Here is a 25,856-nt window from a genome sequence, read left to right as displayed (position 1 = left end):
CCGCGTCCAGAGCAGGTACATACTGCTCTCTAAAACGCCATTGTGTTTGGATCAAAGTTGAGAAACCTCCTTTAACAATCCAACTGTCACTAGCTAATAAGCCGAGGAAATATTGTGTTAGAAGCCTACCGCGCGCACGTCGCTGAACGAGCAGAAATGGGGATTGTTCCATTACCCCTAGATGCTACCCAAGTTGCCGAATTGATCGAGTTAATGAAGAATCCTCCGGCTGGTGAAGAAGAGTTTCTAGTTGAGCTGTTTACCCAGCGGGTACCAGCTGGAGTAGACCAAGCGGCCTATGTGAAGGCGAGCTTTTTGGCATCACTTGCCGATGGCTCAGTGACTTGTCCGTTGATTTCTGACGAACGTGCGGTTGAAATTTTGGGTTCTATGCTTGGTGGCTATAATATTGAGCCACTGATTAAAGCTCTGGATATTCCGAAGTTAGCGGATGAAGCCGCACAAGCGTTGTCGCACACTTTGCTGATGTTTGATGCGTTTTATGACGTTAAAGAAAAAGCCGATGCCGGTAATGCCCATGCTCAGAAAGTAATTCAATCTTGGGCTGATGCCGAGTGGTTTACTAGTAAGGACGAACTCGCCGAAAAAATTACTGTTACCGTATTTATGGTGCCAGGCGAAACGAATACTGATGACTTGTCGCCAGCCCCGGACGCATGGTCGCGCCCTGATATTCCTTTGCATGCGCTAGCTATGTTGAAAATGCCGCGTGACGGCTTTGATGTGAATGGCGATCCGCTTGCTAAGATCGAAGAGCTTAAAGAAAAAGGTCATCCAGTTGCTTATGTTGGCGACGTGGTTGGAACCGGTTCATCGCGTAAGTCAGCAACCAATTCGGTATTGTGGACGATGGGCGATGATATTCCTTTTATTCCAAATAAGCGTGATGGCGGTTACTGTTTCGGTAATAAAATAGCTCCTATTTTCTACAACACCATGGAAGATTCTGGCGCCTTGCCAATCGAAATGGATGTGTCAAAAATGGAAATGGGCGATGTGATCGACGTCTACCCTTATGCGGGCGTGGTTAAAAAGCATGGCACTGACGAAGTGCTTTCAACTTTTGAGTTGAAGACTCAAGTGTTATTAGATGAGGTGCGTGCCGGCGGCCGTATCCCATTGATCATTGGTCGTGGTTTGACTACGCGCGCACGCGAGTCGCTAGGATTACCTGCGTCTGATTTGTTTCGTTTGCCGGAGCCTGTTGTTAGCTCGTCAAAAGGCTATACCTTGGCTCAGAAAATGGTGGGTAAAGCGTGTGGTATGGAAGGTGTACGCCCAGGCCAATATTGCGAACCAAAAATGACTACCGTCGGTTCACAAGATACCACTGGCCCGATGACTCGTGACGAGTTGAAAGACTTAGCTTGCCTTGGTTTCTCTGCGGATCTAGTGATGCAGTCTTTTTGCCATACGGCTGCGTATCCTAAGCCTGTTGATGTCACCACGCACGCTCAATTGCCTGATTTTATTATGAATCGCGGTGGTGTTTCGTTGAAACCTGGCGACGGTATTATCCATTCTTGGTTGAATCGCATGTTGCTGCCTGACACGGTCGGCACTGGCGGTGACTCGCATACGCGTTTCCCGATCGGCATTTCTTTCCCCGCTGGTTCTGGTTTGGTGGCATTTGCTGCTGCCACTGGTGTTATGCCACTGGATATGCCTGAGTCCGTTTTGGTTCGTTTTAAAGGAAAAATGCAACCTGGCATTACATTGCGAGACTTGGTGCATGCGATTCCGTTGTATGCCATCAAACAAGGTCATCTTACCGTTGCTAAAGAAGGTAAGAAGAACGTGTTCTCTGGTCGTATCCTTGAAATCGAAGGTTTACCTGACCTTAAAGTCGAGCAAGCATTTGAGATTGCCGATGCGTCAGCCGAGCGCTCAGCAGGCGGTTGTACGATTAAACTTAATAAAGAGCCAATCATTGAATACATTAACTCTAATATCACCATGTTGAAGTGGATGATTTCAGAGGGCTATGGCGATAAGCGTACTATCTCGCGTCGAATCATGGACATGCAAGCTTGGCTGGAGAGCCCCGATTTGTTAGAGGCGGATGCGGATGCGGAATATCACGAAATCATTGAGATTGATCTTAATGAAATTAAGGAGCCAATTTTGTGTTGTCCTAACGACCCAGACGATGCGAAAACTCTGTCGGATGTATTGAGTCAAGGTGAAGTTGGAATTGACGAAGTGTTTATTGGCTCGTGCATGACCAACATCGGTCACTTCCGCGCTGCGGCTAAACTGTTTGACGAAATGGGCGAGCCGGTTCCGACCCGAACGTGGATTGTGCCACCAACAAAAATGGACGAAGCTCAGCTGACCGCCGAAGGTCATTATGCTACTTTTGGCCGAGCCGGAGCTCGAACCGAAATGCCTGGTTGTTCTTTGTGCATGGGCAACCAGGCACGTGTGGCGGCCGGTTCCACTGTGGTTTCGACATCAACTCGTAACTTCCCAAATCGTTTAGGTGATGGGGCGAATGTGTACTTGGCTTCGGCTGAGCTCGCGGCTGTTGCGGCAGTGAAGGGTAAATTGCCAACGGTTAGCGAGTATATGGATATCGCGAAAAACCTAGATTTGGTTGCTGACGAAGTTTATCAGTATCTAAATTTCAATAAGTTGCCGAAGTATCAAGCCGCGGCAGATAAGGTTGTGCTGGAGTCTTGAGCGACTATTTAGTTTGAATCAAAAGCCTCGAAACGTGTTTCGGGGCTTTTTTTTGCCCTTTTGTCCAGCAACAGGCGGTATTCGGCTGACGTTTATTGTCTGTGATGTGTCAGTTGTCGAGCTGTGCTATAAACAAACCATACCCAATGGCGCAACATCCTAAGTTGTGCCAACCTGACTCACAAGATAATTGCCATGACTATAAAATACGCCATGAAGGTGATCCTCGCTAGCATACTGCTGAGCACGCTAATCTCTACCGCTGCAAATGCGGCATTCCCTAACGATTTTTCTGATGTCACTTGGATTGATCCCAATGTTTCAGGTTGGAGCCAAACCTCACAGATATCGGTGAATGTGAGCGGTTCGCGACTGATTATTAACGATACTAAGCGCAACGTTTGGCCTGCCCGATACCACAACACATTAAGGAACAGTTGTTGTAATCGTTCACTCTGGATTTTTATTAAGTATGAGGGGCGTTGGTATGCCACTACCTTTGAATATATGCGCTATGGCCAAACTGATAAAAATATCGAGGCAGTTAATGGCCAGCAAATCAAGCGAGCTCCGTTTCTCCGCCCTGGATTTGAGTGGAAGCCAGCTAAAGGTGAAGTTTATGGTTTTATGACTAGCGGGATGGCGCGCTTCAATCTACTGGATAATAATGTTGCTGAGCGCAGTAACGTAGCACTGTATCGCTGGGAGGAGGGGCCGACTAACAATATTAATTTTGAGGAAGTTCCCCGCGGACCAGATGGTCGCCCCATTGATGATGTTGTGGTTCCTGAAGAGCCAGAGGAACCCGAGGTGTGTGTTGAACCGGAACCACCAGTGCCAGAAAATAGGTTGCATACCTATTCGGGAACTGCCAATGCAACGATTGCGATAACCGGCGGCGGTTCCGGTACGTCAGACTTTACTGAACCTATGTCGATTCTACTTAATGACGATCGTACTATGTTGTTTACGGTTGACGATGAGTCGTTTAACACCACCGTACAGAGTAATGGTTCTTTTAGCGGCCAATACACGTTTGATATCGGCGGTGTTGGCACGTGTATCGTGGTTATCGACGTGGTCGGCACAGTTGTTGGTAAGAATGCGGCGGGCACTGCGAGTGGAAGTAAGTCTTGCGGTGTGTTTTCTGCAACGTTAAATGCTACCTTTTTAGCTACGTCACCGACAGCACCAAGCTATTTGGATGAGCGAGCGCCACTACCTGCGCCCCGCAAAATGTGTGTGCCGCCTTTGTCACCAATGGTGAATTTGCTTTTAACTGAAGATGACTAACTTTTAGCTTAGACGGTTAATAACCTGTATCTATGATCAATATGGCCGAACGTCATGACGAGTTCGGTCAAACTTCATGTTTGCAAGGCAGGGCATACTCTATACTCGGTTCGAGTTAAACACCGGAGTTTGCTATGGAATTCGATCCCTTTTTGTTGTCGCGAATTCAGTTTGCGCTGAATATTAGTTTCCATATTCTGTTCCCGACCATCACGATCGGGCTGGCTTATTTCATTATCTATTTCCGAGTCCGCTTCACTCTGACTCGCGATCCTCACTGGGAATTTATCTACGCATTTTGGGTAAAGGTGTTCGCCTTAACCTTTGCGCTTGGTGTGGTTACCGGCATTGTCATGAGTTTTCAGTTCGGAACCAATTGGCCTGGTTTTATGGAGCAGGCTGGTAACATTGCTGGTCCGTTATTAGGCTACGAAGTACTTACCGCATTCTTTCTCGAAGCGTCATTCTTGGGAATCATGTTGTTTGGTAAAAGTCGGGTATCGAACAAGCTTCACCTTATCTCGACTATGGTCGTGGCGCTTGGTACCACGCTCTCGGCATTTTGGATACTGAGTCTCAACTCTTGGATGCAAACTCCCGCCGGCTTTATGTATGAAAATGGCGAGATGATCGTTGATAGCTGGTTCGAGGTGATCTTCAACCCGTCGTTCCCGTACCGCTTTGCCCACATGATGGTCGCTTGTTTGTTGACGGCTTCGTTCTTGGTCGCGGGCGTTAGTGCTTGGCGAACCTTGCGTGGTGTTGATGGACCAGCCACGGCTAAAGTCATGCGGGTAGCGGTGTTTGCTGCGGCCATTTTAATTCCTACTCAAATATTTATTGGTGACTTGCACGGTCTTAACACCTTGGAGCATCAACCTGCAAAAGTCGCAGCGATGGAAGGGGTTTGGGAAACAGAGAAAGGCGCACCTTTGACGCTATTTGGATTTCCTGACGAAGAGACTCGATCTACTCGTGCGGCGATAAAAATCCCTAAATTGGCTAGCTTGATATTGACTCACGACCTAGACGGCGAGGTGCGAGGACTCAATGAATTTGTTGGTGAGCATCCTCCAGTTGCTCCGGTGTTTTGGTCGTTCCGAGTTATGGTCGGAGTCGGCATGTTGATGTTGTTGGTATCGTGGGTATGCGCTTGGCAATTGTGGCGGCGTGAACGGATTAATAAATGGGGTTTAAGAGCCCTGTTCGGTATGACGTTTTCTGGCTGGATCGCAGTATTGGCGGGCTGGTATGTTACTGAAATTGGACGTCAACCTTGGATTGTGTCAGGACTGATTAAAACAGCTGATGTTGTGGCTGATCATCCCCCTGGCATTTTGCTGACGACCTTAGTCGCCTATTTCACCATGTACAGTTTTTTGATGGTGAGCTACATCGGTGCGGTTTTCTATCTCTCTAGCAAGCCGGCGCAATCGCTGCTGCACATGCATAATTATGATCTTCCCGGCAAGCATCCGGAAGACCGTGCTTACACTCCGAACAACTCAAAGTAGGGGCTATTATGGAAACCATTCTGCCATTAATATTTGTCGCCGTGATGGGCTTGTCGTTACTGCTGTATGTCATCTTAGATGGCTATGATTTAGGTGTTGGCTTGTTGCTGCCGCTTGGCTCAGACAAAGAAAAAGACGTCATGATTGCGTCTATCGGACCATTTTGGGACGCCAATGAAACTTGGATTGTGATGGGCGTTGGCGTGTTGCTGATTGCATTCCCGACCGCTCACGGCATCATTTTGACTAAGCTTTATTTGCCAGCGACGATTATGTTGTTGGGGCTAATCTTGCGCGGCGTGGCATTCGATTTTCGAGTGAAGGCGGGCGATCATAAGAAGGCGATGTGGAATCGATTTTTCTTTATTGGGTCATTGGTGGCGGCCACTGCTCAAGGCTGGATGTTAGGCTCTTATATTACTGGCTTAACCGGTTCAACGATCAATACGGTATTTTCGATTCTGATTGCCCTGTGTCTGCCTGCGTTGTATTGCGTGCTCGGTGCCACGTGGCTGTTGATTAAAACCGAAGGTGAGTTATTTGCCAAAGCCGTGGTTTGGGCGAGAGCCTCTGTACTGCCGATGGCCTTGGGACTATTTTTAGTCTCAATTGCTACACCGTTGGTGAGTAGTGTGATTGCGGAACGCTGGTTTCAGCTACCAAATTTCATTGGCCTAATGCCCATTCCAATTGCCAGTGTTATCGCGCTTGGACTGCTTGCGGTACTACTTAAGCGAGATGTTGAGCACCTTAGAAAGACCAATCCGGTATTTCTATTTGCTTGTCCAGTGGCTGTTTGCGTAATGGCGGCTTTGGGGTTGGCGTATAGTATTTTCCCCGACATTATCATCGGTCAGATGACAATATGGGAGGCGGCGGCACATCCTTCAGCATTGCTGTTCACGCTATACGGTATGGCGATAGCCCTGCCGTGCATCGTGCTATACACCATATTTATTTATCGCATCTTTTCAGGTAAGGCTACCGAACTTCGCTACGACTAAGTTATAGAACCCATTAGTGTTGACCAGTCGGAGCCTGGTTGTCTCCAGCGAGTTAAGTAAAACTCAATCGACTATCAGTGAATAGAAAATGATTGAATCAAGCCTAATGCGAATTGGCCACACTGACTTGGTTGGCCGCTGAATTGTTATGAGTTTCAACTCGAGCCTTAAAAAAGTGGTCTATATCCTGTGCTACGGTGGTTTCTCCTGCGAACCACGGGTGTAGTTTAAGTAAGATATCGATATGTGAAAATTGCTCATATAACACGGTTTCAACGTCCACTCCGTTGGCCTGCAATCGTTCTGCCAAGCCTTCTTGATTGTATTGACCAACTTGTGTGTCGGCTTTGCTGTGTAATAGCAGCGTGGATGGCTCCTCACCATCGACGTAGTTAAAGACATCCATCAATGGATAGCGATCAGGTGGTCCGAACACTTCTTTAGTTACGTACCAGTCTGGAGTGAAGCTGTATGGTCCAGCGATACCCGCGACCCCGCGAAGGTCTCTTTCAGTGAGCCCGACCGCATTAAGATACTGTGCGTCAGTCGCAAGCATAAGCGCCGTGTGCGCACCGGCTGAATGGCCCGCGACGAAAATATTATTTGGGTCGCCATTGTAATCGGCAATATTGTGTTTTACCCATGCTAGCGCTTGTGCGCCATCTTCGATAAAGGCTGGAAATCGGGCATTTTGATCTGGGTGTTTGATGTAGTCGGGTAATACCACTGTATAACCAAGTCGTGAGAACGCATCCGCGGCAAAAAAGTATTGATCTTTGCGACCGTGTCGCCAGCTGCCTCCGTGGATAAACACCAACACGGGCGATGTGCTTTTTTGTGGATATACGTCAAGCTTTTGCCATTGTTTGTCGCCATATGTAAGGTTGGTTACCGAGGTAGCCGAGCTGACACTACCAATTGCGGTATTCATCAGCCACATGCCGCGATCTCTATCGCCGATGAACCAGAAGAAACCCGCAACGAGCAGGCCGATTACCAGCAGAGTGATGAGTAGATTTTTCATGGTAGGTGCGAGTGTCGCTAGGTTGCTGAGTCGATGATTTGTGACACACTACGCTAAACCTCGTGCGTAATGAGTGTAGGCTGCTAATATTACCTCATGACAACACATATTTTTACTGGAACAGCGGTTAAAGAAATCGACCGAGTTGCGATCGAAGAATTTGGTTACGACGCCTATGGCCTGATGACTCGTGCCGGTGAGCGGGCGTATCGTCGAATCGACAAATACTCGCTAGATACTCGTAGCATGCTAGTGCTGTGTGGTGTCGGCAACAATGGTGGCGATGGTTATATTCTTGCAAGCGCTGCGTTGGAGGCTGGTTGGCAGGTGACTGTTTATGCCAGCGGTACACCGAAAACTCCCTCAGCAAGACGCGCGCTTGCCAGATACGTCGCTGCTGGTGGAGAGGTGCTGGAGGTCGATGATAACGCCATAGTTGATTTTGATGTTGCCGTAGTGGTCGATGCGCTGCTCGGCGTTGGTTTGACTACGCCTCCGCGCGCGGTTGTGGCGAAATTAGTAAATCTCGCGAATCAAAGCCGTGGTCTACGAGTTGCGCTAGACGTTCCTACCGGGCTGGATGCTGATACTGGAGAGGTGTTTGAACCTTGTTTCGAGGCGGATAAAACGATTACGTTTATCGACCATAAATTTGGGTTAATGACCGGGCCAGCATGTTCCTATGTAGGTAATTTGTCGTTAGAGCGTTTAGATGTTGAGCAGTCGCTGAGTGCAATCGTCGAGTATTGCGCTGCTCTGATTACTAAACCTAAGTTGGCTAAGCGAGTCGCCGATTCCCATAAAGGCAGCTATGGCACGACCGTTATTATGGGCGGTGATGTGGGTATGCTGGGAGCGGTGCTGCTCGCTGGCGCTGCATCGTTACGCACCGGAGCCGGCAAAGTTCGTATTGCGAGCACATCAGAGCATTTGGACACGCCCGCGTTGTGGATGCCAGAATTAATGAGCGAGACACTTACTGAGGATTCGGTGTCTAATTTAGACCACGCTGATGCAGTCGCATTCGGTCCTGGTTTGGGGCAATCCGCGTGGGCGCGTTCTGTATTTGATCAAGTGATTAAACTTAAGATGCCAATGGTGCTCGATGCGGATGGTCTCAATTTATTGGCTATCAAGCCAAGTAAGGCGCCGAAGTCGAACTGGGTTCTAACGCCGCATCCCGGCGAGGCGGCGAGACTGCTGGCGTGTACTACCTCTGAAATTCAAAAAGATCGTCGGACTGCGGCAATTATGCTCGCACAACGTTATAACGCAGTGGTGGTACTTAAGGGGGCTGGAACATTGGTGGCTAACCCTGCGGGTCGTGTTGAGCTATGTGACCTAGGGAATCCAGGCATGGCAACCGCTGGAACGGGCGATGTGTTGACCGGTATTATCGTTGCCTTGTTAGGCCGGCAATTACCGCTTTTTGATGCCGCATGCTCTGCCGTTTGGTTGCATGCGCGGGCGGCAGACTTACAAGTCGCTCAGCTCGGCGAGGAGGGTTTAGTGGCGTCAGACGTAATTCACGGTTTAGCTGCAGCGTTTGCTGATGCGCGTGTTGAATTAGGGCGCTGATTGAGTGTTTTACGTTTCTCAAACTGACCGCCAAGCCAGTAGGCGATTGCGCACCAGGCTAAGCCCAACCCTAAGCTGATGCCGGCAATTCCGGCTCCGGCGATACCGGCAAAACGAATGCCGGTGAAGGCCCAGGCGCTGGCTGCGTTGCCGCCGCGGAGTATCGTGGTATCAATAAAATTCTTGGCTTTGTACTTTTCTTCTCGGCTGACGACTGAGAACAGCATTTCGCGTGTGGGTTTCATGATGGCATAGTCACCAGAGCGTCGAAAAATCTCAACGCCGATCATTACTGCGAGAACCGGCATACTGGCCATTAAGCCGAATCCGATGGTGATGCCGACCGGTACCAACATTAATGTGGCGCGAAATCCGACCCATCGAATCATGTGAGACGTCAGCACTAATTGAAAAATCAGCGCGAGCACATTAACTGAAAAATCCACGGTCGAAAATAGTCGGGTGCGCTCGGTTGGGTCGTCGAAAGTTTTTTCTACTAAGGTCGCTTGTTGGATTTCGACAAAGGTAATGCTTACTGCGTAAAGGATGATGAACGCGCAAATACCTAGTAAATAGGGCGAACGAGCGATGAGTACGAAGGCGCCCCAAATGCCACCTTTGAGCGCTTCATTACGTACGGTGTGTGGCGATTTATCATCACTGTATTCGGTGTTTTTCCACCGTGTTAGCCACAGGATTGCGAGTACCGATGAAGCTAAAATTGTAGCGGATATTAACAACAGTGGTGCCAATCCAACGCGCTCTACCAGCAATGTGGTGATTAGCGGGCCACTGATTGCGCCAGCGGTTCCTCCGGCCGCGATAAACGCAAATAAGCGAGTCGATTGGTCGCGGCTAAACACGTCGTTCATAAAACTCCAAAACAGCGAGACAATAAACATATTGAACACGTTGACCCAAATGTAGAAGGCGCGCGTTACACCAATTGAACGGTGCTCAACATCGAACAAAAAGTAAAATATGAATAAGTGGCTGGCAAAAAACAAAGTGCAATAAGACAAAAACTGTCGTGTGCGAAAGCGTGTGGTAACCCATCCAAAGATCGGCGTGATCATCAGCAGTACGACCACGGTGAGTAGTAACAGCCACTGAACATTGGCGACACCGTTGGCAATCACCATTTCAGTACGAATAGGGCGAATGATGTAGTAGGCACACAAAATCAGGTAAAAGTAGCTGCATGCAACGCTAAGGGCCAGTAACTCTGAGGGCTTCACCGAGACAAAGCGGTTTAGCAATTGAGTGATTCGATTCATTTATTCAGCCGAATAAGGTGTTTTGCTTAGTCTAACACTGACCGAAAAAGTTACCCAATTTCACATAAAACGAACGTTCGCTCTATTTTTTGTGTTAAAGTAACAACATGACAACTTCGCTAGAGCCCATTCAGGAACTACTTGCACCGCATGATATGGATGTGGAATTGTCATCGTTCGCCGCATTTCGTAAAACATTCCCACTGCAAGGTGAGCGTTTGTACGCCGAGGTGTTTCGTCGAAATAGCGATATTGTGCAAACCCAAAAGCCTAAGTTTGCAGTTGCCAATCTCGAGAAGATCTTGACCGCTACTTTTGAAGTTTCGTCGGTGTCTGGATTTGACCGAATGTCACTGCGTGATCTTTCACGGCAAACGGGTATGAGCATGGGCGCAATTTATTCCTGTATTGGCAAAAAAGAAGACATTGCGTTAATGGTGGCGGATATTGTTCGCCTGTCGAGTGATTTGACGCGACAACATGCAATGCAAGCGCGCTCCAACTGGGCGCAAATTAAAGAGAGTATCCGTTTTCATTTATATGCCAGTACGTTATTGCAGCCGTGGTACTTTTTTCTGTTTTTCGAGACCCGCAGTCTGCCAGAACAGCAGCAGCAGGCTTCTAAACAAATCGAGCTGGATGGAATCAAAGGCTTCGAGGAACACATTATGGCTGGGGTCAAGCAAGGCGAGTTTGCCACCAATGATGCCAGAATGATCGCCAACACCATCGTCGTGCTGATGGAAGATTGGTATTTAAAACCATGGAAGAACCGACTGACGAGTGATTCGGATAACGATATTGCTCGCCACGAGAAACAAATAAGCACGTATCACCAGTCGATCGTCGATGTGGTGCAAAAGCTTTTGGCGAAGCCGTAAGGCTGATTCGCCATTCATTCCAACGAAATTAATTTTTGACAATTCAAGCGAGCACACACCATGAATTACAAAGTCCCTTTAAAAGATATTAAATTTGTATCCAACGAAGTGTTGGGTATGCAAGACCACTACAGTAAGTTCACCAAAGGCCAAGCAGTCGATCTTGAAACGCTTGAGGCGATCTACGAAGAAGCCGCCAAATTTTGCGAGAACGAGCTAGAGCCGTTAAACAAGGTCGGCGACGAAGAAGGCTGTACTTTTGAGAATGGTACGGTAACCACGCCGACAGGCTTTAAACAAGCGTACGATCGTTTTGTCGAAAATGGTTGGGCCGGCTTATGTGGCCCAGCTGAGTTTGGTGGTCAAGATATGCCTGAGTCTGTGGGCTTAGTGTTTATGGAAATGATGATCGCATCAAATCACAGTTGGAGCATGTATCCAGGTTTGAGCTCGGGCGCAATCAAAACGGTCCATACGCATGCGCCGCAGAACCTAAAAGAGCGTTTTATGCCGCCGATGGTTGCGGGTAACTGGACGGGTACTATGTGCTTAACTGAGCCACATTGCGGTTCCGACCTTGGTTTGCTAAAGACCTTTGCGGTACCGGATGAAAGCTCGAGTGAAGAAGGCGTTTATAAACTGACCGGTAGCAAAATTTTCATCTCATCGGGTGAGCATGATATGGCTGACAATATTGTGCATATCGTGTTAGCTCGATTACCTGATGCGCCAGTAGGTATTAAAGGTATCTCGTTGTTCTTGGTGCCAAAATTCAACGTAAACGAAGATGGTTCCTTAGGCGATCGCAATCCAGTCACTTGCGGTTCAATCGAAGAAAAGATGGGCATCCACGGTAACTCAACGTGTGTGATGAACTTTGACGAAGCTAAAGGCTATTTAATTAGTGAGCCACACAAGGGTATGCGGGCGATGTTTACCTTTATTAATGAGTCGCGTCTTGGTGTTGCTATGCACGGCCAAGCTCACTCAGAAGTGTCGTTCCAAAAGGCGTTGTCATACGCACGTGACCGGCTTCAATTCCGTTCGCATCCGCGCGTTGATGAGAGCAAGCCGGCAGATCCGATCATTTGCCACCCAGATGTGCGACGCATGTTGCTAACGCAAAAATCATTGGCTGAAGGCGGCCGTATGTTGAATATGTTTTGTGGTCAACAAGTGGATATTACTTTGTCACCTGACTTTTCTGACAAAGAACGCGAAGAAGCAGAAGATATGCTCGCAGTGTTGACGCCGATTGCAAAAGGTTTTCTGTCGGAAACGTCGATGGAAACCACCAATTACGGTATCCAAATCTTGGGCGGCCATGGTTTTATTAAAGAGTGGGGAATGGAGCAAGAAGTCCGCGATGCGCGAATCTCTCAACTCTATGAAGGTACCACCGGTATTCAAGGTCTCGATCTATTGGGCCGCAAAATATTGCAATCTCGTGGCAAGGTGTTAAAGCCGTTGATGGCAAAAGTTCAAGCGTTTATGAAAGAGAACAAACGCAGTAAGTTTGCTAAAGAGTTGAAAGGCTATATCGGCACGTGGGAATCGCTAACACGCTCTGTGGGTTTCTCGGCAATGCGCAACACCGATGAAGTGAATGCGGCTGCGGTTGATTACTTGATGTTTGCTGGCTACGTAACCGTCGCGTATTTCTGGGCTGAAGCTGCAGTGGCTGCGGAGAAAGCCTTAAGCAACGGCGCCTCTGAGCCAGAATTCTATAAAGCCAAAATTGCTACAGCGGACTTCTATTTTCAACGCATTATGCCGCGAATCTTGGCGCATGAAGCATCGATTAAGAATGGTGTGGACACAATGATGGCCATTGACGAAGCTCATTTCGCTTTCTTATAGGTCTGTCTCTCGCTATCAAGCCTATTGTTTAACGCAAGACGCTTATTATCGGTAACGGTAGGTGCATGAAAAACCCGCTCAATGAGCGGGTTTTTTTATGGCTTCAGCAAGTGTAGGCATATTGAATACTTGCTTACACGTCGTCGGCTGGCGTAAGCAACATGTCTATATGGGGAATGCCATCTTCGAGATACCTGTCTGAAACAGTGACAAAACCAAGACTGTTGTAGAAGCCTTCTAAATATTGTTGTGCGCCAATCTTTATTAACTGGGCGGGAAAGCGTTGTTGTATCTCCGCTATTGAGCGCTCCATCAATTGTCGACCGAGCCCGGTGCCTCTATACGCTTGAGCAATGGCTACGCGGCCTATCGATGCATGTTCATAGGTGATTCCGGGGCCGATCAATCGAGTACAACCAGCTAAGGTCTCACCGTCCCAAGCCATCAGGTGACGCGCGACTTTATCGGTGGCATCCATGTCTGGGTAAGCACATTCTTGTTCAACAATAAAAACACGTTGTCGCAACTCCAGTAAATCAAACATTTCATGCTGATTTAGCTCGTTAAATGACTTGTTTAGCCAATGGATGGGTTGTTTATGCATGGTAGCCAAATGGGTCGTCGATTGAATGTGACGGTTGCGTAAACCACTTAGGCCCAGACTCGGTCATGTAAAAGTGATCTTCGAGTCGGATCCCGAACTCGCCGGGTATACAAATCATCGGTTCGTTACTGAAACACATACCTACCTCTAGCGGTGTGGCATCACTAGCCACTAAATATGGCCATTCATGTATGTCCAAGCCAATGCCGTGCCCGGTACGATGAGGAAGTCCGGGGGTTTGATAATCTGGGCCGTAGCCTTGGCTAACTAAGTAGTCCCTCGCGGCTTGGTCTACACTGCCACAGCTTCGACCTAACTGCGCGGCGGCGAACGCGGCGGCTTGACCCGCTTTTTCATGTTCCCACACTTCACGGTCGCGTTCAGTTGGCTCTCCAAATACATAGGTACGAGTGATATCTGAGTTGTAGCCTTGCACTTGGCAGCCGGTGTCGATTAGCACCATGTCACCTGCTTCAAGGTGTTTCGGCTTACTCACTCCGTGCGGGTAGGCGGTATCCTCGCCAAATAAGACTATGCAGAAATAAGAGCCCTTAGGCGCACCGACTTTATGGTGAGCTTGGTTAATAAAGTCGGTTACCTCTTCGGTGCTGATGCCTGGTCGTAAAATTCTAGCCGCGGCTTTATGAACTTCAATTGTCATATCTTTGGCGCGTTGCATTAGCGCAATTTCGGTCGCAGATTTTTGCATTCGGCAACCGGCGGTAATGACTTTGGCGTTGCTTAACCGAGTGTTTGGGTTAGCTTGAGCAATGCCGTCGCTAATAAAAAAGGAACACGATTCATCTAACCCTATGTTGCCGCTGCTAATACCGTTAGCGGTCAATACCTTACTGAACAGTTCGTATGGGCTTTGATGTTCTTCCCAGCCATGCACCGTGCCGCTAATCTGCATATAACCTTTCAAGGTGTCTATTTCAAACACCGGAGCCAAATAGTGTAGCTCACCTTGAGCGGTCAATAGTGCACCAACCATTCGCTCGCTCGCGCCCCAGCGCGTACCGGTAAAATAGTAAAGATTGGTGCCTGCGTTTAAGTAAATGGCATCGAATTTATGTCGCTGCATCAATTCGCAGGCCTTGTTAATGCGGGCTTGATACTCAGGTATCCCGATCGGCAGAACACCACTGGTCATGTCATTTAATCTTGCTAGCTCAGTTTGGGCAGTGCTGCCACCAACTCCGATTGTCATAATTTTTCTCGCTCTCGTTCTTAATTAGCGTTATAAGAAGTCCCATCTCATTGAACCGAACTTCTTAGGAATTCTCGTGGCCATAAAACCAACTATATACAAGCTGAGGATTGCACTCTCTGATCTGGAACGCAACTATTACGATAGTCTGTCACTGACGGTTGCGCTGCATCCATCTGAGACAGTGCAGCGAATGATGGCGCGAGTCTTAGCGTTTTGTATTAACGCACAAGACGGCTTAGTATTTTGTAAAGGGCTTAGTGATGTCGAAGAGCCTGATATGTGGATCCGAACCATGGACGATAAGACCACGCTGTGGATCGAGATGGGCGAGCCAGCGGTCGATCGTGTAAAAAAAGCCACGCGCTTGGCAAGCAAGGTGAAGATCTACAGTTTTAACACCAAGAGCGATGTTTGGTGGGCTCAAAATGAGTCTAAATTCTCGCAGCTAGGTGCCAGCGTGTTCCGTTTCGATGCGACGCAAATCGACGAGTTCTCGCAATTATTGAGTCGCACAATGGACATCTCTGTGACCATTACCGGTGAGTCTGCCTATATTGCCACCGCCGCTGATGAGCTCGAAGTGACCTGGCAGACGTTAAAAGAGTAAAAAAGATAACTTTTTTGAATCCAATGGGCAGCTTTTGGCATCTAAGCCTACAAGAAGTACAAATAATGAGTCAGGATACAGGCGAGTAGGTCGTCAGCGTCCTCTATAACATTTAAGAATTGCGCTCGTCACTCGCTATTCCGCTCTGCTAAAAGAGCGTTGGCTAGGGCAAGGAAATAGGATCAAGAGAATGAAACTAGCTAAATTTAAATCAGTGTTTATCGGTGTTGGGATTTTAGGTGGCGCCGTTGCCATCGTTATGCTGCTGTCAGCGCTCAAACCCAAGCCTGAAGAAGAAGAGAGCAGCAAAGCACCGATGGTAGTGCGAACTGTACCAGCCGCTGATAAGCAACAAATTGTGTTTGCTAATTTTCAAGGCGAAGTTCGTGCAAAAACCAATATTGAACTGGTGACTCAGGTGAACGGTAAAGTCATGTGGGTTTCGAATAAGTTTATCGAAGGTGGTCGCTTTGAGCCCGGTGAGGTGCTGCTACAGATTGATGATGCAGACTACTTAGTGGCGTTAAAGTCAGCACAAGCCTCGGTTGCGTCCGCACAAGTTGATCTTGATATTGAAATGGCCACCGCCGCTACTAACGCACGTGAATGGGAGGATCTACAAGGTAAGCCTCTCGATCAGGCCAACCCTTTGCGTTTGAATAAGCCTCAAATTGACCGAGCTCAAGCTCGCTTAGATGCTGCAAATGCTGAGTTGGCTGCGGCGAGACTGAACTACGAGCGAACCAAAATATCGGCTCCATTTTCTGGACGCATCATGAGCAAGACCGCTGAGCTTGGACAGTTTCTTGCACGTGGTGCGAGCATTGGGCGAGTATTTGCGACTGACGCAATGGAGATCCGAATTCCGATGACCGATGTGCAAATTGATGAATTGGGTTTGCAAGTTGGGTATTCGGCTGAAGAGTCCGGCTCATCAGGCCATCCCGCAAAAGTCTCCGCGGTTTTCGGTACCGAGAAGCATGAGTGGCCTGGTTATCTGCGTAGCATTGACGCCAGCGTCGATAATGAAACTCGATTGATGTATGCAACGATTACCGTAGATGATCCATTTGCCGCCCGCGATGATCAATCGGTGCCTTTGGTACCTGGTATGTTCGCTGATGTGGAATTAGCCTCTCCGAGAAAAATAGCCGGTTTGGAAATCCCCCGCACCGCGCTGCGCAACGGCAATCAAGTTTACGTTTTCGAAAACGAAAAGCTGAAACTTAAGCCGGTAAAAGTAGTTTACACGTCGAACGAATTTGTGATCGTGGCTAACCACGGGCAATCGGCTATTAATGCTGGCGACAAAGTGATTACGTCGTCGGTACCAGGCGCACACGAAGGCATGGCGGTTAAGTTACCGGTGTTGTCGACGCCACTCAATGTTGAAGATGGCGAGCCAACACCACAAATCGCTGACCCCAATACTGATGAGTCCGACCAAACTGACAAAGTGGAGACGCCGGATGCAAGTGGCCAGTCTGAAGTTGCTGATACCGACGCTCACAGTTAACGATCACAGATCGCGAGGAATATACTCATGAGAAGTTTAATCGCATGGTGGGCTGACAACCACGTCGCCGCTAATTTGATGATGATTGCTATCATCGTTGCCGGCATATTAGGATTTAATAAATTAGAACGCGAAATTTTCCCGACCATTGCATTCCCTGGTATGCAAGTGGTCGTGGTTTGGCCTGGTGCTAGCCCGCGTGATGTCGAGGAGCAGATTGTTTCTCGAATAGAAGAGTCGCTCAAAGACCTAGAAAATTTAGATTGGATTCGGTCGGAATCGGGCGAAGGTTATGGTGGTGTTTACATCATGGCTGAGAATGCTTCAGATTTCGCATCAGTAATGGACGATGTTACGAGTCGCGTTCGAGGCATTTCGAGTTTGCCACCGGATATTGAGCAGCCACGTATTACCCAATGGGTAACGCGCGAAGAAATGATGCGAATTGCGGTGCATGGCAATGTTGGAGAGCGCGAACTCAAGCGCTTAGCCGAGGACATGCGGCGTGAAGTAGCGCAGCTTAAAGGCGTGTCTGTGGTCGAAACGTTTGGCACACGAAATGAAGAAATCTCCATTGAAGTTAGTGAGAGTGCTTTGCGTCGATATCGCATTTCGTTTGACGAAATTACGCGAGCTATCCGTGGTTCGTCGATTAATCTGTCTGCTGGTAATGTGCGTACGGGAGGTGGTGAATATACGCTGCGCACCGATAATTTGGCGGATACTGAAATTGATTTTTCCAGCATTGTGGTTCGCCAGTTATCCAGCGGCGGCGTTATTACTGTTGGTGATGTTGCTACGGTGATCGACGGTTTTGAAGAAAATGAAATCCTTGCGACGTTAAATGGCGAGCCGGCAGTGTTAGTGCAGGTTATGTCGAGCGAAGTGATGGACGTTGTGCAAATGTCCGAGTCGGTAAATGAGTGGATGGAGAAGCGTCGTGCGAGTTTACCGCCTGGCGTTAGCCTGACCTTGTGGCAGGACTCGGCTGTCGATTTCAATAGTCGTATGTCGACAATTGGTGCCGCCGCATTTTCTGGTCTGATTTTGGTGTTTATCGTGTTGTTCTTAACACTACGCCCGATTGTTGCATTTTGGGTGTCCGTGGGCGTGGGCACGGCCTATGCCGGAGCTTTCGTGCTAATGCCGATGCTCGGTGTGTCACTCAATATGCTTTCTACCTTTGCGTTTCTATTGGTGTTAGGGATTGTGGTGGATGACGCTATTATTATCGGTGAGCGAATTCACACTGAAGTAGAGTCTGGCAACGGTGGCTTGAAAGGCGCGGTCGACGGTGCTTTTCGAGTGTCTAAGCCGGTAATCTTTGGCGTGTTAACGACGATTATCGCATTCCTACCTTGGTTGTTCATCAGCGGTGCGACTTCTGAGTTTACCCGTCAGATTTCTTGGGTTGTGATTCTTGCATTGGTTTTCTCTCTGATTGAGTCGCTGTTCATTCTACCGGCGCATTTGGCCAACATTAAACCGGTGCATACGCATAATGTGTTTACACGAGCGCAAAATCGTATTGCTGAAAGCATTGTTTGGTTTGGTGATGTTAAGTTCGGCAAGTTGCTAAGGAAGGTTTTGCGTTTTCCAGGCCTTACCTTAGTGAGCTTCGTTGCTCTGTTTATTGTGGTCGTTATCGGCTTGATGGGCGGTGGCTACGTGAAATCGTCGTTTAATCCTGAAATCGACGCCGAGCAAGTTGATGTCAATATTGATCTACGCGAAGGTACCACTTACGACCGAGCGTTAGAGATTCTTGACCAAATTCAGCATGCACAGTCACAGCTAATCAAGGAAGTTGAAGAGGGCGCTGAGGACGGCGACAATAATCAAGTTATCGAGAATTGGTATACGCGTTCTCGGCGCGACAGCGTTATTGCGATTATGCGTTTGGCTCCAGCTGAAGTGCGCGCACTGACGGCTAAAGAAGTGGCCTTGCGTTTACGCGACCTGATTGGTCCAGTGCCCGAAGCAAAGTCAGTCAGTGTGGGCTATTCAATGGACAGTAACGGGCCGGATTTAGATATCTCGGTACGCCATCCTGATTTAGACCAACTGCAACTTGCGGTTGATGAGATTACTGACAAGTTAAGGGGGTTCTCGTCGCTGTACGACGTATCGAATAACTTGGACAGTGCCAGTGAAGAACTGCGTTTTCAGTTGAAACCTGGTGCTGAGCAACTCGGTGTAACACTTGCTCAAGTGATGCAGCAAATCCGTCAGGCTTACTACGGTGATGAAGTGCAGCGTTTGCCTCGCGCATCACAAGACGTACGTGTGATGGTTCGCTATCCGCAAGCAAGCCGCAACTCGCTTGAAAGCCTCAAGCATTTTAGAGTGCGGACTAATGACGGACGCGAAGTACCATTGACGTCGCTGGTAGATATTTCTTATGGACCTGGTTTGAAAGAAATTCAACATTGGGACGGACTTCGTTCAGCGCGCGTGCAAGGTTATCTGCGTGAGCCTGTCATGAAAGAGATCATGAAGGAAATGAATGAGCAGTTCTTCCCAAAACTTGAAGATAAGTACCCAGGTTTGACCCGAGCAGCGATCGGTCAACAGGTTGCTGAAGCGGAGTTCAATGCGGAGATTGGGCGTCTCGGTTTGATTGCTCTGTTTGCGGTATTGTTCTTACTTGCTATTGCATTCAAGAGCTATTTTCAACCAGTGGTGATCATTGTGGCGTTGCCATTCGCGTTTGTCGGCGCGGTACTGGGTCACTTCCTGCTGAATGAATCGTTTTCGTTGTTTAGTATCTTTGGGGTTGTGGCAGCGTTTGGCGTGGTAATCAACGATAACTTAGTGTTGGTCGATTCGTTTAACGAATATCGCCTCAAAGGCTTGAACGTGACTGAGGCGATTGTAAAAGCCGGTAAATCACGCTTTCGGGCGATCTTGATTACTTCGGTTACCACTTTTGTGGGATTGATACCGTTGATGCTGGAGCAATCGAGTCAGGCGGCATTTTTGAAGCCGGTGGTTATTTCGCTCGCCTTTGCCTTGTTAGTCGCGTTTTTTGTAACCTTATTCTTAGTGCCTGCATTATTAGTCTTGGGCGATCGATTTTGGGGTTTTATGGGGCGTGGCGCGAACTCAGTAAAGCTGAAAGCGAACTATGTAAAAGCAAAATTCGAAGCATAAGTTATTTTGATATTTAACTAGTCTCGCAACAGATAATAGCGAACCTTCTAAGCTCGGTTGGTTCGCTTTTTTGTGTTACTTGCTTAATGCCACGATGAATCAATACGGGTTCTACATGACAATATCACGCGTGTTCGATAGCATGTGCTGAACTAATCTAGTAACCAAATCTGAGTGAACCATTCCATGAATTCTAAGTCCATCGATTTTTCTGCACGCAACACCGATGTTGATGTTGATCCATTATTCGTACAACGTTGGTCGCCACGTGCTTTTCAAGCGCATGTAATCGAGCCCGCTGTAATGCATCGCATAATGGAGGCCGCCCGCTGGTCGCCTTCATGTTTTAACGCGCAACCTTGGCGTTTGTATACGTCAACTGATGCAAGCTTTGACGACTTCTTAAGTTTGTTGGTAGAGGGTAATCAGGGTTGGGCGAAGGATGTTAGCGTCATCGGGTTTATGGTTGCTGAGCGAAACTTTGAACACAATGGGAAACCCAATTCATATCATGCTTTTGATGCTGGTGCGGCTTGGATGTCATTGACATTACAAGCGCGGATGGAAGGGCTTTATACCCATGGTATGGGCGGTATTAAGAAAGACGAAGTGGCAAGTTACCTAAAGTTAGATACTGAGCAGTCGGAAGTGCTGATGGGGTTTACTATTGGTAAATTAGCCGACTTAGATTCTTTATCCGACGAGCAGAAAGCCAACGAAACGCCGAATGATCGTAAAGAGTTGAGTGAAATTTGGCAGCAAATCTAGTTAAAAGTCATCTAGCGTAGACTTTGTAGTCGAATGAAAATAGCTCAACACCGAGCTGTTTAATGATAGGCGCGACGATGTTAATCGCGCCTATCTTGCTACTAAAATACTACAAGCCGTGTTGTTGCATAACGTCTCGCACCGACGCTTCGAAAATATTCACGATGTCGTCTACCTGCGCTTTTGACGTCACTAGCGGTGGCGAAAAGGCCACTGAGTCAACCGATGGCAGAGGTCGCGCTATCAACCCATTTTGGTAACACTTAACGGTAACGCTTGGTGCTATCTTGATGGCTGGGTCAAAAAAGGTTTTGCTGTCTTTATCTTGCATCAGTTGAACCGCCGCCAGCATTCCTTGCCCCCGAACCTGAGCGACAAACGGGTCATTAGCGAATCGCTGATTAAGCTGAGTATGAAAATACTGCCCTACATCGGCAGACTGAGCAATCAAGCCGTCGTTTTCAATAATATCGAGATTTGCCATCGCAACCGCGGCACCAATCGGATGTCCGGCATAAGTGTAGCCGTGCGCGAAGCTGCCATATTTCGCTGAGCCTTGCTTAATCACATCCCATATTTGTTCAGTGATAAACGAGGCAGAGAACGGAAAGTAGCCGCTAGTCAGGGCTTTAGCCGTGGTGATCATGTCGGGTTTTATATCGTACACTTCGCTGCCAAACCACGTGCCTAATCGTCCGTAACCACAGACGACTTCGTCGGCGATAAATAAGATGTCATATTTCTTAGTGACCTTCTGTATTTCTGCGAAATAGCCTTCTGGCGGTGTGATAACGCCGCCAGCGCCCATGACCGGTTCAGCGATGAAGGCGCCGACTGTTTCTGGCCCATGCTGAAGAATAAGTGCTTCAAGTTCAGCCGCGCGACGTTTCGAAAAATCTAGTTCAGATTCTCCAGGTTTGCCGTGCCTAAAGTAATCGGGTGATTCGGTATGTAATACGCCTTCGATCGGTAAGTTGAAATCTTTATGGAACGACGGTAGACCAGTGAGGCTAGCCGTGGCGATCGAGGTGCCATGGTAGGATTGCCAGCGGGAGATGATTTTACGCTTTTCGGGCTTGCCGATTAGATTGTGGTAGTACCACACGATTTTCATCAAGCTGTCATTGCCGTCAGAACCGCCACTGGCAAAAAAGACTTTCGACATATTGTTTGGTGCGATCGCCAGTAAACGCTCGGCTAACTCGATTTGCGGTACGTTCGACATACCGGTAAACGTATGATAATAGCTAAGGTCAGTCGCTGCTTTGTGCATCGCATTGGCGATCTCGGGCCGGCCATAGCCGACATTTACGCACCACAACCCAGCTACCGCATCTATAAGACGATTGCCGTCGGTGTCTTCTAAGTAAATTCCCTTGCCGCTTTGAATAATCCTCGAGCCGGTCTTAGCAAATTCGTTGGCATTCGTAGACGGATGCAGAATGCTATCCGCATCAATTTGTTTTAGATTTTTTGGTTCGGCAGGCATAGTTGGCACCATAGTGATAGGCTTTGAATCAGACTAAATTATCACAACGTACACGCAACACGAGCATCCTAATTGAATTCGATATATGATTCTCTGTGCCAGTGAGCAACGAATAATTCTGCGGAACACTTTCGGTTTAGCCGTGATAAATTTGAACTCGAGCTTGTCATCAAGCAATTACGCCTATCTCATTCTGCGAACGAGAAGCCTATGACTGAATTAAGCAAAATAAATAAGATCGACCTAAAAATTCTAACTATCTTGCAAAAGAATGCTCGAATTACCAATCAGCAGTTGGCCGAGCAAGTGCATTTGTCGGCAAGCGCGTGTCTGAGTCGTGTGAAGCGTTTGGAAAGTGAAGGGCTTCTTAAACGTTACCTTACTGAAATCGATCTGGAGAAGCTCGCTCCGCATGTGGAAGCGTTCGCTGAAGTAACGTTGGAAAACCATTTTCCAGAGGATTTTGAGCGTTTCGATGCGGCGGTGCAAGAGATTCGCGAAGTAACGGATAGTTACAAAATCAGTGGTGCCTACGACTACTTATTGAAATTCGTCTGTACTGATGTGAAAAGCTATAACCGGACCAGTGAAGGCATTCTTAAGAGCAATATCGGCATCGCCAAGATGAATACATTGATTATTCTGGAGCGAACTAAAGACTTCTCAGGGTATCCGCTCGATATCTTAGTTGACCTATAAGTTGATCGATAAGTTGATCTAGCAAGTCGATTTATCGCGATTGGCATGACCATGTCGGTGTCAGGATGAGTGCCTGCGCACTCGCTGCCGCTTAACCTCGAAATCGGCCATTCGGCACTTAATCTCCAATAGCTCGACTCGATTTGGCAAACTATCATTGTTCATAAACGATTGATTGATATTTTTTCAGCGGGAGATCAGTGCGATGCAGATACAAGGTATACAGGCAGCGAGTACGCTCGATAGTTATCGGAGGCTCACCGCGTCGCTCGTGTTGGCTTTTTCAGTATTGTTCGCGATTCCCACGACTGGGGAGTCCGCGTCGTCGACACAATATTCTGATGATCCTGCGCTAGAGCTGTATTCAGATATCCAAAAGTTCAGAATGAGTTACCCGCACCAGATATTGACGCTTAATGTCGATGGTCGCACGATCACACTGCCAGCAGTTATCGAAGCTCACGTAGAATGTAACTCTGAAGCGCCGCCGATCAGCTTGCTGGGGCTTAGCACTGTTATGCAAGAGGCGGCTTTTATCATTCAGAATGCATTCCACTACGCACATAGCGTAGTGCACCTACAGTTAAGTGTGGTTGCTCAACATGTATCCAATTCGATTGAACTTGCGATACCCAAGTGGTCATCTCAATTAGTTCGTTTGGTGAGATAGCCGACACATGCAAAACTCAGTCAATAAACTTTTAAGCAGATCATTATTCTCGGCGAGCTGGCGTTTTTACGCTTGCCAATTTGCTGGGGTATCCCTGCTAATAATGATCTTTTCATTGTTGTGGTTTTTGTTTGGTGATCGCGGCATGGTTGGGCTAACCGTGGCCGCCAATAGCATTTGGATTGTCGGTTTCTTTTTTGCCGGGCTGGTGCTGCGCCAACGATATCATCGCTATCGCCTAGAAGGGTTGGGCGTGAGCAAACAAATATTGAAAGGCCTGTTGCTAGTGATGATTGTCTCGATCATCGTTGTGCTGATTATGGCTATTCTGTGTTTGCCATTTTATTTGAGCGACCTACTAGCGATTAAGCAAGCGGACGATCCAGATGCGACGAGCTTCCAAGTAATATGGAAGTTTATTTTGGCGAATTGGGTACAGACTAATGTGTATTTGGCCACATGGGCTGCTTTATACCTAGGGATCACTAGCAGTCGACGCGCCAAGAGCGCCGAGCTGGATAACTTAAAATTACAAAATAGTCTTAAAGAAGCGACGCTAAGCAGTCTGTCGAATCAACTCAATCCGCACTTTTTATTTAATGCGCTTAATAATATCCGTTTCATGATTTTGGAGGATGCGCGTCAGGCCGAGGCGATGTTGATGTCTTTGTCTGAAGTGCTGCGTTATTCGTTAGAGAGTAGCAAGCAAGAAACGTTGCCGCTGCAACAGGAGATGGCAATCATCGATCGCTATATCGAAATTGTGCGAATTCAATTCGAAGATCGATTGCGGTTTTCGATGACCATTGACCCCAGTTTGAATAATCAAATGGTGCCGCCGATGATCCTGCAAATGTTAGTCGAGAATTCCGTTAAACACGGTGTAGAGCAAATTCAAAATGGCGGTAGTGTAGAAGTTACGGCACGACAGGATGCGCAATCTTTTACGTTGACAGTATGTAATGACATTCCATCATCGCGATCAGTTGGGCCTGATAATACTGGGATTGGACTGCGCAATATTCGCCAGCGTTTGCAGTTGTTGTACGGTGAATCGGCAAGCCTAGTCACATCAGTGGCTGATGGGCGATTTTGTGCCGCAATAAGTTTGCCGAGGACCGTCGCATGATGAAGGCTGTCGTTATTGAGGACTCACGTTTGGCGCGTGAAGGTTTGCTTAGGATGTTGGCTGAATTTGACGCTATCGAAGTAGTCGGTTCGGCGGACCATCCGGCAACGGCTTTGGTGCTAATCAATACCCATCGTCCTGACGTATTGTTTTTGGATATTCATATGCCAGGTGAAAGCGGGTTTGAGCTTCTCGATAAGCTGGACTACGCGCCACGTGTGGTATTCACCACGGCATATTCAGAATACGCCTATCGCTCGTTTGACTACAATCCAGTTGATTATCTGCTCAAACCTATTAGTCAAGAGCGTCTAGGTGACGCTATTGATAAATTATCGCCGCGCGGTTTGGTGGATGCGGCCTCTAGTGAGCCGTTGGAAATCACCAGCAAGATGTTTATTAAAGATGGTGATGACTGTCATTTAGTAACGCTCGGTTCTATTCGGTATTTCGAGAGTTGTAAGAATTACGTCATCGTGTTCTTCGATGAGCAGAAGGCATTTGTAAAAAAGTCGCTCAATACCGTAGAAACGCGACTCCCCAAGCGACACTTTTTTCGCGCAAGCCGTCAATACATTGTTAACTTGAATGCGATAGTGGCTATCGATGAAGGCATTGGCGACGGTTATGAGCTCACCATGAGTGATGGCAAAGTGCTTGAGGTCTCTCGACGCAATGCCTCTGAGTTAAAAAAGCGCTTAAGTTTCTAGTCATTGATGAGCGCCGCTAGCGTGTTGCAGTTCAAGCGACGCTGTCAGAGGCGCTTAGAGGTCGTTAATTGACGCTGCATTATTTTCGGCCAATGACTCACGCAACCGCAGAATCTAACTTAGCCAGCTGGTCTTTCGACGCCTAATTTTGAGCGGGTCATGCA

20 protein-coding genes are annotated in these 25,856 nt (G+C 47.9%); 15 read left to right on the top strand and 5 right to left on the bottom strand.

Annotation, left to right across the window (positions count from 1 at the left end; genetic code table 11):
- Window positions 1-114: 114 nt before the first annotated feature.
- From acnB to DFR28_RS11025, 4 genes are all read left to right on the top strand, one after another.
- Entirely contained in the window at window positions 115-2,703 is a 2,589-nt protein-coding gene (gene acnB, locus DFR28_RS11040; protein ID WP_113954367.1) for a bifunctional aconitate hydratase 2/2-methylisocitrate dehydratase, read from the top strand.
- 195 nt (window positions 2,704-2,898) lie between these two features.
- A complete protein-coding gene (locus tag DFR28_RS11035; protein WP_147251001.1) occupies window positions 2,899-3,996 on the top strand; it encodes a hypothetical protein in 1,098 nt (365 codons plus the stop codon).
- 134 nt (window positions 3,997-4,130) lie between these two features.
- Window positions 4,131-5,510: a cytochrome ubiquinol oxidase subunit I gene (locus DFR28_RS11030; RefSeq protein WP_113954365.1), complete on the top strand. Its 1,380-nt coding sequence runs from the start codon at window positions 4,131-4,133 to the stop codon at window positions 5,508-5,510.
- A gap of 8 nt (window positions 5,511-5,518) precedes the next feature.
- Complete coding sequence (locus DFR28_RS11025; RefSeq protein WP_113954364.1) at window positions 5,519-6,514, top strand: cytochrome d ubiquinol oxidase subunit II; 996 nt, start codon at window positions 5,519-5,521, stop codon at window positions 6,512-6,514.
- 103 nt (window positions 6,515-6,617) lie between these two features.
- On the opposite strand, the gene DFR28_RS11020 is transcribed toward DFR28_RS11025, so the two are convergent.
- Complete coding sequence (locus tag DFR28_RS11020; RefSeq protein ID WP_113954363.1) at window positions 6,618-7,538, bottom strand: alpha/beta hydrolase; 921 nt, start codon at window positions 7,536-7,538, stop codon at window positions 6,618-6,620.
- A 96-nt stretch (window positions 7,539-7,634) separates the two neighbouring features.
- Here DFR28_RS11020 and DFR28_RS11015 point away from each other — a divergent pair, with 96 nt between their 5' ends.
- Window positions 7,635-9,116 carry an NAD(P)H-hydrate dehydratase gene (locus DFR28_RS11015; RefSeq protein ID WP_113954362.1) on the top strand — a complete coding sequence of 494 codons (1,482 nt, stop codon included), beginning with the start codon at window positions 7,635-7,637 and terminating at the stop codon, window positions 9,114-9,116.
- On the opposite strand, the gene DFR28_RS11010 is transcribed toward DFR28_RS11015, so the two are convergent.
- The gene (locus DFR28_RS11010) at window positions 9,065-10,393 is read right to left on the bottom strand and encodes an NTP/NDP exchange transporter (protein ID WP_113954361.1); all 1,329 of its coding nucleotides are present in this window, start codon (window positions 10,391-10,393) and stop codon (window positions 9,065-9,067) included. The genes DFR28_RS11015 and DFR28_RS11010 overlap by 52 nt on opposite strands.
- Window positions 10,394-10,500: 107 nt before the next feature.
- On the opposite strand from DFR28_RS11010, the gene DFR28_RS11005 reads away from it, so the two are divergent.
- Entirely contained in the window at window positions 10,501-11,274 is a 774-nt protein-coding gene (locus DFR28_RS11005; protein WP_113954360.1) for a TetR/AcrR family transcriptional regulator, read from the top strand.
- A 60-nt stretch (window positions 11,275-11,334) separates the two neighbouring features.
- A complete protein-coding gene (locus tag DFR28_RS11000) occupies window positions 11,335-13,134 on the top strand; it encodes an acyl-CoA dehydrogenase C-terminal domain-containing protein (RefSeq protein ID WP_113954359.1) in 1,800 nt (599 codons plus the stop codon).
- A 133-nt stretch (window positions 13,135-13,267) separates the two neighbouring features.
- On the opposite strand, the gene DFR28_RS10995 is transcribed toward DFR28_RS11000, so the two are convergent.
- The gene (locus tag DFR28_RS10995; protein ID WP_113954358.1) at window positions 13,268-13,738 is read right to left on the bottom strand and encodes a GNAT family N-acetyltransferase; all 471 of its coding nucleotides are present in this window, start codon (window positions 13,736-13,738) and stop codon (window positions 13,268-13,270) included.
- On the bottom strand, window positions 13,731-14,948 hold the full coding sequence (locus tag DFR28_RS10990; RefSeq protein ID WP_113954357.1) for a M24 family metallopeptidase: 1,218 nt from the start codon (window positions 14,946-14,948) through the stop codon (window positions 13,731-13,733). Before DFR28_RS10990 ends, DFR28_RS10995 begins: the two co-directional genes overlap by 8 nt.
- 76 nt (window positions 14,949-15,024) lie before the next feature.
- Here DFR28_RS10990 and DFR28_RS10985 point away from each other — a divergent pair, with 76 nt between their 5' ends.
- From DFR28_RS10985 to DFR28_RS10970, 4 genes are all read left to right on the top strand, one after another.
- On the top strand, window positions 15,025-15,558 hold the full coding sequence (locus DFR28_RS10985; RefSeq protein WP_113954356.1) for a YaeQ family protein: 534 nt from the start codon (window positions 15,025-15,027) through the stop codon (window positions 15,556-15,558).
- Window positions 15,559-15,748: 190 nt separating this feature from the next.
- Complete coding sequence (locus DFR28_RS10980; RefSeq protein WP_113954355.1) at window positions 15,749-17,074, top strand: efflux RND transporter periplasmic adaptor subunit; 1,326 nt, start codon at window positions 15,749-15,751, stop codon at window positions 17,072-17,074.
- Window positions 17,075-17,101: 27 nt separating this feature from the next.
- Entirely contained in the window at window positions 17,102-20,227 is a 3,126-nt protein-coding gene (locus DFR28_RS10975; RefSeq protein ID WP_113954354.1) for an efflux RND transporter permease subunit, read from the top strand.
- A gap of 186 nt (window positions 20,228-20,413) precedes the next feature.
- The gene (locus tag DFR28_RS10970; RefSeq protein WP_113954353.1) at window positions 20,414-20,995 is read left to right on the top strand and encodes a nitroreductase family protein; all 582 of its coding nucleotides are present in this window, start codon (window positions 20,414-20,416) and stop codon (window positions 20,993-20,995) included.
- Between the two features lie 109 nt (window positions 20,996-21,104).
- On the opposite strand, the gene DFR28_RS10965 is transcribed toward DFR28_RS10970, so the two are convergent.
- A complete protein-coding gene (locus DFR28_RS10965; RefSeq protein WP_113954576.1) occupies window positions 21,105-22,484 on the bottom strand; it encodes an aminotransferase in 1,380 nt (459 codons plus the stop codon).
- 210 nt (window positions 22,485-22,694) lie between these two features.
- Here DFR28_RS10965 and DFR28_RS10960 point away from each other — a divergent pair, with 210 nt between their 5' ends.
- From DFR28_RS10960 to DFR28_RS10945, 4 genes are all read left to right on the top strand, one after another.
- Window positions 22,695-23,183, top strand: a complete 489-nt coding sequence (locus DFR28_RS10960; protein WP_113954352.1) for an Lrp/AsnC family transcriptional regulator — start codon at window positions 22,695-22,697, stop codon at window positions 23,181-23,183.
- A gap of 205 nt (window positions 23,184-23,388) precedes the next feature.
- Window positions 23,389-23,853: a hypothetical protein gene (locus tag DFR28_RS10955; RefSeq protein WP_113954351.1), complete on the top strand. Its 465-nt coding sequence runs from the start codon at window positions 23,389-23,391 to the stop codon at window positions 23,851-23,853.
- Between the two features lie 103 nt (window positions 23,854-23,956).
- On the top strand, window positions 23,957-24,982 hold the full coding sequence (locus tag DFR28_RS10950) for a sensor histidine kinase (protein ID WP_170132065.1): 1,026 nt from the start codon (window positions 23,957-23,959) through the stop codon (window positions 24,980-24,982).
- Window positions 24,979-25,692: a LytR/AlgR family response regulator transcription factor gene (locus DFR28_RS10945; RefSeq protein ID WP_211316956.1), complete on the top strand. Its 714-nt coding sequence runs from the start codon at window positions 24,979-24,981 to the stop codon at window positions 25,690-25,692. The genes DFR28_RS10950 and DFR28_RS10945 overlap by 4 nt, the downstream gene beginning before the upstream one ends.
- The last annotated feature ends 164 nt before the right edge of the window (window positions 25,693-25,856 follow it).

Source organism: Arenicella xantha, from assembly GCF_003315245.1.
Taxonomy (GTDB): Bacteria; Pseudomonadota; Gammaproteobacteria; order Arenicellales; family Arenicellaceae; genus Arenicella; species Arenicella xantha.
Note: the sequence above shows the minus strand (reverse complement) of the source record. Positions and strands in the feature narration are given on the sequence as shown.